Genomic DNA, 8,408 nt, shown 5'->3' with positions numbered 1-8,408 from the left:
GACACCTCGCCCGCCGGCATGATCGCCAGCGGACTGTTCGGCGACGGCGCCGCCGCCGTCGTCGCCTGCGGCGGGGAACGCGCCGCGGCGGGCGGGGGCCCCGAGGTCGTGGCCACCCGCAGCCGGATGTACCCCGACACCGAACACGCCATGGGCTGGGAGATCGGCGACTTCGGACTCCGCGTCGTACTCGACCGCTCCGTCCCGGACATCGTCCGCCGCCACCTCGCCGACGACGTCCGCGGCTTCCTCGGCGACCACGGGCTCAAGCCGGGCGACGTGACGGCGTGGGTCTGCCACCCCGGCGGCCCGAGGATCCTGGAGACGGTGACCGAGGTCCTGGGCCTCGCCCCCGACGCCCTCGACCTCACCTGGCGCCACCTGGCCGACCAGGGCAACCTCTCCTCGTCGTCCGTCCTCCACGTCCTCCGCGACACGCTCGCCGAACGCCGACCGCCGCCCGGCTCCCCGGGACTGCTGCTCGCCATGGGCCCCGGCTTCTGCTGCGAACTCGTCCTCCTGCGCTGGTAGGCGACCGTGTCCGCGCCCTGGTACGCCCTCCTCCTCGCCGCCGTCGCCGCAGAACGCGGCGCCGAGCTCGTCCTCGCCCGCCGCAACGCCCGCTGGAGCCGGGAGCGCGGCGGGCTGCCCGTCGACGGCGGCCACTACCCGTGGATGGTCGCCCTGCACACCGCGCTGCTGCCGGCGTGCCTCCTCGAAGTGCTCGCCGCCGACCGGCCGTTCCGGCCCGCGCTCGGCTGGACGATGCTCGGGGTCGTCGCCGCCGCGCAGGGGCTGCGCTGGTGGTGTGTCCGCACCCTGGGACGGCAGTGGAACACCCGCGTGATCGTCGTCCCCGGCCTGCGCCTGGTCACCGCCGGCCCGTACCGGCTGCTGCGCCACCCCAACTACGCCGCCGTGGCCGCCGAGGGCGCGGCCCTGCCTCTGGTGCACGGCGCCTGGGCCACCGCCGCCGGCTTCACACTGCTGAACGCCTGGCTGCTCGCCGTCCGCGTCCGCTGCGAGGAGGCGGCGCTCGCCCCGACCCGGCCGGTGTCCGCGTGATCGACGTCTTGGTCGCGGGCGGCGGACCGGCCGGCCTGGCGGCCGCCGTCCACGCGGCGCTCCGCGGCCTGGAGACGGTGGTCGTCGAACCGCGCGCCGCGCCCGTGGACAAGGCGTGCGGCGAGGGCGTCATGCCCAGCGGCGCGGCCGCGCTGCGGGCCCTCGGCGTCGAGGCGCCCGGGCACCCGCTGCGCGGCATCCGGTACGTCGACGGGCCGCGGAGCGTCACGGCGGACTTCCGCGGCGGCACCGGGCTGGGCGTCCGGCGGACCGTGCTGCACGCCGCCCTGCACCGGCGGGCCGCCGACCTCGGCGTGCGGTTCGCGCCGGGCCGGGTGGGCACCGTCGTCCAGGACACGGACGGGGTGACGGCGGGGGAGTGGCGGGCGCGCTGGCTCGTCGCCGCGGACGGCCTGCACTCCCCGCTCCGCCGCACCCTGGGCCTCGCCCTGCCCGCGCGTCCTGTCGTCCGCTACGGACTCCGCCGCCACTTCCATGTCAGCCCGTGGTCCGACCACGTCGAGGTGCACTGGTCCCGGCACGGCGAGGCCTATGTCACGCCGGTGGGGGAGGGGCTGGTGGGCGTCGCCGTCCTCAGCCGCGAACGCCGGTGCTACGACGAGCACTTGGCTTCTCATCCGGCGCTGGCGTGGCTGTCCGGTGCCGCGCCCGCGAGCGCCGTGCGCGGCGCGGGCCCGCTACTCCAGCGCACCCGCGCCCGGACGGCCGGCCGCGTCCTGCTCGTCGGCGACGCGGCCGGGTACGTCGACGCCCTGACGGGTGAGGGGATCGCCCTCGGTCTGGCGACGGCGGAGGCGGCGGTGCGCTGCCTGGCGGCCGGCCGGCCGCGGGCGTACGAGGCGGCCTGGCGCCGGCTGACCCGACGGCACCGCCTTCTCACGTACGCCCTGCTCCTGGCCGGTGCCCACCCGGCCGGCGCCCGCCTCGTCGTCCCCGCGGCCCGCGCCCTGCCGGGTGTCTTCGCGGGCGCGGTGCGCGCTCTCCAGTAGGGCTGCGGGGCCCGCCCGGCGTTGTTGAACAAAAACTTGGCGTTGACGATCATAAAGAGGCATGATGGATGGATGCCTGAGGCAATTATTGGCTCGGGAAACTATGTCGGAGGAGCAGAAATGTCGCACGCCGCGCCGAAGTTACCGATGTACGTGGAGGAGATCCTCGACGGCATGGGCGACGACCCCGGGCGCGAGGCCCTGGTCCACGAGGGACGGCGCATCACCGCGGGCGAGTTCCGCTCGCTCGTCCACCGCATGGCGCGGGCCCTGCGCGCCGAAGGGCTCGGCCGCGGGCACACGGTCACCCTCCTGAGCGGCAACCTGCCCGAGATCATCGCCGCCCGGTACGCGGCGAACCTGCTCGGCTGCCGCGTCAACCACCTCTACAACAAGCTCTCGGCAGAGGTCCAGGCCGGAATCGTCGGCGACGTCGAGACCCGCGCGCTCATCGTCGACCCCCGCCTGGCGGAGCGCGCCGAAGAGGTGACGCGGCTCGCCCCCGTCGACAGCGTCCTGACGCTCGGCCCCGCGAAGACCGGCCGCGACCTGCTGGAACTCGCCGCCGCCCAGCCCGGCGAGCCGTTCCCCAGCCAGGCCGATCCGGAGGACATCGCCGCCATCCGGCACACCGGCGGCACCACGGGCCACCCCAAGGGCATCTGCACCACCTTCGCCCAGACGGGCCGCGGCGCCACGCCGCGCGACCACGAGCCCTACACCACCCGGCAGCTGGTCTGCACCACGATCGCCCACGCCGCCGGGCTCCTCGCCGACGGCACCCTCCTGCGCGGCGGCGTCCTGATCCTGCTGGAGGACTTCGACCCGGCCGCCGTGCTCGCCGCGGTCGAACGCGAGCGCGTCACCGACGTGTTCCTCCTCCCGCCGCTGCTCTACGCGCTCCTGGACCACCCGGACCTGGCCCGCACCGACACCTCCAGCCTGCGGTGCGTCCTGTACGGCGGCTGCCCGGCGTCCCCCGTGCGGATCACCGACGCGATACACCGCCTCGGACCCGTCCTCGTCCAGTTCTACGGGCAGAGCGAGGCCGGCGGCATCAGTTTCCTCATGCCCGAGGACCACGACCCCGCGCGGCCCGAACGGCTGCGCAGCGTCGGTCAGGTGCTGCCCGGCGTCGAGGTCGCCGTCCGCGACCCTGCGACCGGCCGGGACCTGCCGCCCGGCGCGCATGGCGAGATATGCGTGCGCTCCGGGCAGATCATGCGCGGCTACTGGAAGCGGCCCGACCTCACGGCGGAGGTGCTGAAGGACGGCTGGCTGCACACCGGCGACATCGGCTTCCTCGACGACGAGGGCTACCTCACCGTCGTCGACCGCATCAAGGACATGATCATCGTGGTGGGCGGGCACGTCTACACGACCGAGCTGGAGGACGTGCTCAACGCGCACCCCGGCGTACGGCAGAGCGCCGTGTTCGGCGTGCGCGACGCCGACGCCATGGAACGCGTGCACGCCGCCGTGCTGCCGGCCCCCGGCGCGGACGTCACGGCGGACGCACTCCGGGCGTTCGTCCGCGAGCGGTGCGGCGCGATGTACGAGCCGCACCGGATCGACTTCCTGACGGAGCTGCCGCTGACGGACGCCGGCAAGCCCGACAAGAAGGCCCTGCGGCAGGCGGCGGCCTGACCGGGCCCGGCACCGCGCGGGACACCCCGCGCGGTGCCTAGGGGGTGTCTGACGGATCTCCGCGGCGTCGCGACGCCCGGTGCGTGCTCTCGCCGCACCGGCCGAAAGCTCACGTACGCCCAGTACGAGGGCTTTCGGCCGGCACTCCCCCAACCTTCGGCCGGGGGGACCCCCAGAGCACGCACCGGACGCCGCTCCTTCCCCGCGGAGATCCGTCAGACACCCCTAGCCGCAGGGCGCCACCGGTCCGCCACCCGGGCGGCGTGCCACGGGGAATGATCAGCCGTCACCCAAGGTTGACCTAAGGTTGAAAGACCCATTCACCGTACGTCACCGGGACGTCCCGGACAGGGGGAGCACGTGTCAGCGGACCACGCCGCAGCGGCCGACACCACCGCCGTCGAGGCGGCCGTCCAAGAGGGCAGGCTCCGCAGGGACCTCGGCTTCTGGGCGCTCACCGCGATCGGCTTCTCCAACATCGTCGGCTCCGGCTGGCTGTTCGCCGCGATGTACGCGGCCCGCACCGCCGGGCCCGCCTCGCTGCTCACCTGGGTGGGCGCCGGGGTGCTCTGCGGACTCGTCGCCCTGGTGATGATCGAGCTCGGCGCCTCGCGGCCCGAGGGCGGCGGCACCGTCCGCTGGCCGCTGTACGCCGGCGGACGGCTCGTCGGCACGCTGATCGGCTGGTCCGTCCTGCTGTCGGTGGGCGGCACCGCCGCCGAGATCAGCGCCATCATGCAGTACGCCGACCACTACCTGCCCGACCTCTACAGCGGCCACGTCCTCACCCCCACCGGCCTGGCGCTGGCCATCGGCCTGAGCACCCTGCTGACGGCGCTGAACTGGTTCGCCGTCCGCCTGTTCGCCCGGCTCAACAACCTCGTCTCCATCTTCAAGATCGCCGTACCGGTCGTCACCGTCATCGCCCTGTTCGCCTCCGGCTGGCACTCCGGACGCCTCACCGACCACGGCGGATTCGCCCCGTACGGCTACGCCGCCTGCCTCTCCGCCCTCGCCGGCGGCGGCATCGTCTACTCCGTCAACGGCTTCCAGGCGGCCCTCGACTTCTCCGGCGAGGCGCGCGACCCGCGCCGCACCATCCCGGCCGCCGTCCTCACCGGCATCGGCCTGGCGCTGCTGATGTACCTGGCGCTCCAGTTCGCCTTCCTCTTCACCGTCCCAGAGAACCTCCTCGGACACGGCTGGAAGGGCGTCGACTTCGAGTCGCCCTTCGGCCAGCTGGCCCTGATCCTCAACCTGCACTGGCTCTCCAGCCTGCTCTATGCCGACGCGGTCCTCTCGCCCGGCGGCTCGGCGTACGTCGGCGTTGCCCTGAACGCCCGTCACACCTACGCCCTCGCCAAGAACCGCACCCTGCCCCGGGCCCTCATGCGGGTCGACGGCAGGACCGGCATTCCACACCGGGCCCTGGCGCTCAACCTCGCCGTGATCGTCGTCTTCCTGCTGCCCTTCGGGGAGTGGCAGCGGATCGTCAGCATCATGGGCGACATGTACCTGTTGATCTACGCGGCCTCGGCCGTGGCGGTCGCCGTCTTCCGCGCCGACCCCGGCACCCCGATGGCGGGCTGGGTGCCCGGCCTGCGCTGGATCGCCCCCGTCAGCTTCGTCGTGGCCACCGAGTTCGTGTACTGGTCCGGCTGGCACGACCTGCGGCTGGCGCTGCCCTTCGTCCTGGCCGGCCTGGTGATCTTCTTCGGGATGCGGCGGTCCGCCCACGACGGTCCCCTCGCCACCGAACTGCGCGACGGCGCCTGGCTGGTGTGCTACCTGGCGGTGCTCACCCTGCTGTCCTGGCTGGGCACGTTCAAGGGCTCCGGCCGGCTGCCGGCGCCCTACGACTCCCTCGCCGTCGCCGTCTTCGCGCTGGGCGTCTTCCTCTGGGCCGTCCGCTCGGGCGTCCGGTACCGGGCGACCGCGCGGGACGGGGTGGAGGAAGCCCTGCCGTAGCGGGGCCGGACCCGCCACGGCAGGCCGGAACGCGGGCATCACCGCGGTGCGCCGCGCCGCGCGCGATCCGGCGCGCGAACAGGACCGGTCGATGACGTATCGGCGGTCCGGCCGGTCGGCGTCCGGGCAGGCGAGCAGCAGGGACGCGCCCTGCCGGACGGCGGTCGCGCTCACCGCTCGCGCCCCTCGCGCGGGGGGAACAGGCCGGCCGTGTGCCGCCCGGCGAAGAGGCCGCGGCCGGTCGCCGCCGGCGCCATCGTGGCCTCCGCCTTGTCACGGGCGCGACGAAGAGCCACGCACCTCACCCCCTTCGCGTGACGGATCCGGGCCTCCGCCGGACTGCGGCGCGCTCCGTTCCACATCCACGATGGCCCTCAACCCCGTTTCGTTCAGCTGGGCTTGGTGGGAGTCGAGGAGGGCTCTGGGACGTTTTCCTTGCGCTTTGCACTAGTTGCGAATTGCACGTGTGTGGGCGGGGTGCGGCCGGTCACGCCTCGAAGTAGTGCCCCTCCTCCAGGTCGGCGAGGAGGCCGGAGCGGACGGGACGCCAGCCCAGCCGCTCCCGGGTCAGGGCGCTCGACGCCGGCACGTCCAGGCCGACGAACGGGGTCAGCCACCCGAAGTGGGTGGCCGCCTCGGCGCCGGAGAGGCTCCGTGCCGGAAGCCCGAGGCGGCGGCCGACGAGGGACGCGATCCCGTGGAACGGCACCCCCTCCTCCGCCACGCCGTGCAGCCGGCCGCCGGCCGGCGCGGACTCCAGGGCCAGCCGGAACAGGACGGCGGCGTCGAGCAGGTGCACGGCGGGCCACCGGTTCGCGCCGTCGCCCATGTACGCCGAGACGCCGCGGGCACGGGCGCGGCCGATCACCTCGGGGAGGAAGGCGCGGTCGCCCCGGCCGTGCACGGACGGAGGGAGGCGGACGGAGGAGGAGCGGACGCCGCGCCCGGCCAGGGCGAGCACCGCGTTCTCCGCCGGCGCCCGGTGGCTGCCCGGGGCGGCCGGGTCCTCCTCCGTCAGGAGCGGGCCCGACGCCGTGAGGAGCCCGGAGGCCGAGGCCGCGACCAGCGGCTTCCCGGAGCCCTCCAACGCGGCACCCAGCGCCTCCACCGCACGCAGGTCGACCTCGCCCGCGGTGCCGAGTTCCCCGGTGCCCAGCAGGTCGTGGCGGTAGGCGAGGTGGACGACGCCGTCCGAGGCGGCGGCCGGAGCGCGCAGGCCGTCCGGGTCGCCGAGGTCACCCCGGTGCACCTCGGCCCCGGCGGCCGTCAGGGCGGCGGCGCTCCGGTCGGAACGGGCGAGAGCGAGGACCCGGTGCCCGGCGCCGAGCAACTCCCGGACGACCGCCGAGCCGATGAAGCCGGAGGCGCCGGTGACGAAGACACGCATGGTGAACTCCTGGGGAGAGGAGGGGAGGAGGGGACGCCCCCACCCGGTGTACGGCCGGCGGCGGAGGCGACGGGCTCATCCTCCGGGCGCGGAGTGCGACGGGTCCAGGTCCCGTTCCGCATCGGGTCATGCGATACAGGCATCACCCCAGGTCATGGCCTTTCGCAGGCAACTGCCGCGGCTCCGGCGGGAGTACGCTTCCGGCATGCCCGAACCAGCAGGCCCCGCGCCGGACCTCGACCTGCGGCTGGTGCGCGACTTCACCGCCGTCGCCGAGCACCGGCACTTCGGCCGCGCCGCCGAAGCCCTGCGCGTCGCCCAGCCGTCGCTGAGCCAGCAGATCCGGAGCCTGGAGCGGCGGCTGGGCGCCCGGCTGCTGGACCGTACCCCGCGCGGCACCCGGCTCACCGAGGCCGGGGAGGTCTTCCTGCCGCTCGCCACGGCGCTCCTCCGGTCCGCCGCCCAGGCGACCGCCCGTACCCGCGCCGCCGCCGAACCGGACCGCGTCACCGTCGGCGTCCTCTCGCACCTGATCATCACGCCGGCGGTGTGCGAGCTGCGCCGCCGGCATCCGGAGGCGGAGGTGGCCACCGTCCACCTGCGGTGGGACGACGTGAGCCCGGCCCTGCTCGACCACTGCGCGGACGCCGTGGTGGCCCGGCTGCCCTTCCCCACCGCGGGACTCCACGTGACGGTCCTGTACTCCGAGCCACGTGTGCTCGTCGTGCCCCGCGACCACCGCCTGGCGGGGAGGGAGAGCGCCACCCTGGACGACATCGCGGACGAGCCCCTGCCGCGGATGCGCGACCCGGATCCGGTCTGGAACGCGTACTGGCGCGTCGACCCCCGGCCCGACGGCCGCCCGGCACCCGGCGGCCCGCTGGTCGAGGCGATGGAGGACAAGCTGGAGCACGTGGCGGCGGGCGAGGCCGTCGCCGTCATGGCCGCCGGCGCCACGGCCGGGCTGCGCCCGGACCTGACCGTGGTCCCGCTGGAGGGCGTCGAGCCGAGCCACGTGGTCCTGGCGACGCGGGCGGGCGACCGGGGCCGGCTGGTGACGGCCTTCGCCGCCTGCGCCGGGGAGCTGCTGGGCGGGTGAGGGGGAGATCCGACTCCGCCGAGTAGCGGCCGGCCGGCGTGAAGTGAGCCGGAGGGGTGGTGCATGTGAGGCCGCCCATGAGACCCGCGTCACCTACGGTGCCGGGCCGTACGCGAGCGGCGGTCCGCTCGCCCGGGGAGGAGCGGAGCGCCTCCGTCCGCAGGCTTCTCAGGTGCGAAAGAAGGCCGTAGAAGCGGTCTTTGCCAGGGGATTTCACCGCCGCTAAGAATGG

Annotated in this window: 8 protein-coding genes; 6 read left to right on the top strand and 2 right to left on the bottom strand. The window is 74.7% G+C overall.

Going from position 1 to position 8,408, the window contains the following annotated elements:
- From JNW98_RS33100 to JNW98_RS33080, 5 genes are all read left to right on the top strand, one after another.
- Positions 1–531, top strand: a 531-nt coding sequence (locus tag JNW98_RS33100; RefSeq protein WP_308015696.1) for a 3-oxoacyl-[acyl-carrier-protein] synthase III C-terminal domain-containing protein, incomplete at its 5' end; no start/stop codon positions are given.
- Between the two features lie 6 nt (positions 532–537).
- Positions 538–1,065, top strand: a complete 528-nt coding sequence (locus JNW98_RS33095; RefSeq protein WP_223771997.1) for an isoprenylcysteine carboxyl methyltransferase family protein — start codon at positions 538–540, stop codon at positions 1,063–1,065.
- Entirely contained in the window at positions 1,062–2,075 is a 1,014-nt protein-coding gene (locus JNW98_RS33090; protein WP_223771996.1) for an NAD(P)/FAD-dependent oxidoreductase, read from the top strand. The genes JNW98_RS33095 and JNW98_RS33090 overlap by 4 nt, the downstream gene beginning before the upstream one ends.
- A gap of 120 nt (positions 2,076–2,195) precedes the next feature.
- Positions 2,196–3,722 carry an AMP-binding protein gene (locus JNW98_RS33085; protein WP_223771995.1) on the top strand — a complete coding sequence of 509 codons (1,527 nt, stop codon included), beginning with the start codon at positions 2,196–2,198 and terminating at the stop codon, positions 3,720–3,722.
- Positions 3,723–4,082: 360 nt separating this feature from the next.
- A complete protein-coding gene (locus JNW98_RS33080; protein WP_223771994.1) occupies positions 4,083–5,690 on the top strand; it encodes an APC family permease in 1,608 nt (535 codons plus the stop codon).
- Between the two features lie 170 nt (positions 5,691–5,860).
- On the opposite strand, the gene JNW98_RS36400 is transcribed toward JNW98_RS33080, so the two are convergent.
- Positions 5,861–5,986 carry a hypothetical protein gene (locus JNW98_RS36400; protein ID WP_263421476.1) on the bottom strand — a complete coding sequence of 42 codons (126 nt, stop codon included), beginning with the start codon at positions 5,984–5,986 and terminating at the stop codon, positions 5,861–5,863.
- Positions 5,987–6,177: 191 nt separating this feature from the next.
- Positions 6,178–7,077 carry an SDR family oxidoreductase gene (locus JNW98_RS33075; RefSeq protein WP_223771993.1) on the bottom strand — a complete coding sequence of 300 codons (900 nt, stop codon included), beginning with the start codon at positions 7,075–7,077 and terminating at the stop codon, positions 6,178–6,180.
- A 205-nt stretch (positions 7,078–7,282) separates the two neighbouring features.
- Here JNW98_RS33075 and JNW98_RS33070 point away from each other — a divergent pair, with 205 nt between their 5' ends.
- Complete coding sequence (locus JNW98_RS33070) at positions 7,283–8,176, top strand: LysR family transcriptional regulator (protein ID WP_223771992.1); 894 nt, start codon at positions 7,283–7,285, stop codon at positions 8,174–8,176.
- The last annotated feature ends 232 nt before the right edge of the window (positions 8,177–8,408 follow it).

It is taken from the genome of Streptomyces huiliensis (assembly GCF_020037025.1).
Classification (GTDB): Bacteria; Actinomycetota; Actinomycetes; order Streptomycetales; family Streptomycetaceae; genus Streptomyces; species Streptomyces huiliensis.
Note: the sequence above shows the minus strand (reverse complement) of the source record. Positions and strands in the feature narration are given on the sequence as shown.

Bases quoted from the DNA above. Each gene is read 5' to 3' on its own strand.
- JNW98_RS33085 (WP_223771995.1), top strand. From the start codon at position 2,196: ATGTCGCACGCCGCGCCGAAGTTACCGATGTACGTGGAGGAGATCCTC.
- JNW98_RS33075 (WP_223771993.1), bottom strand. From the start codon at position 7,077: ATGCGTGTCTTCGTCACCGGCGCCTCCGGCTTCATCGGCTCGGCGGTC.
- JNW98_RS33070 (WP_223771992.1), top strand. From the start codon at position 7,283: ATGCCCGAACCAGCAGGCCCCGCGCCGGACCTCGACCTGCGGCTGGTG.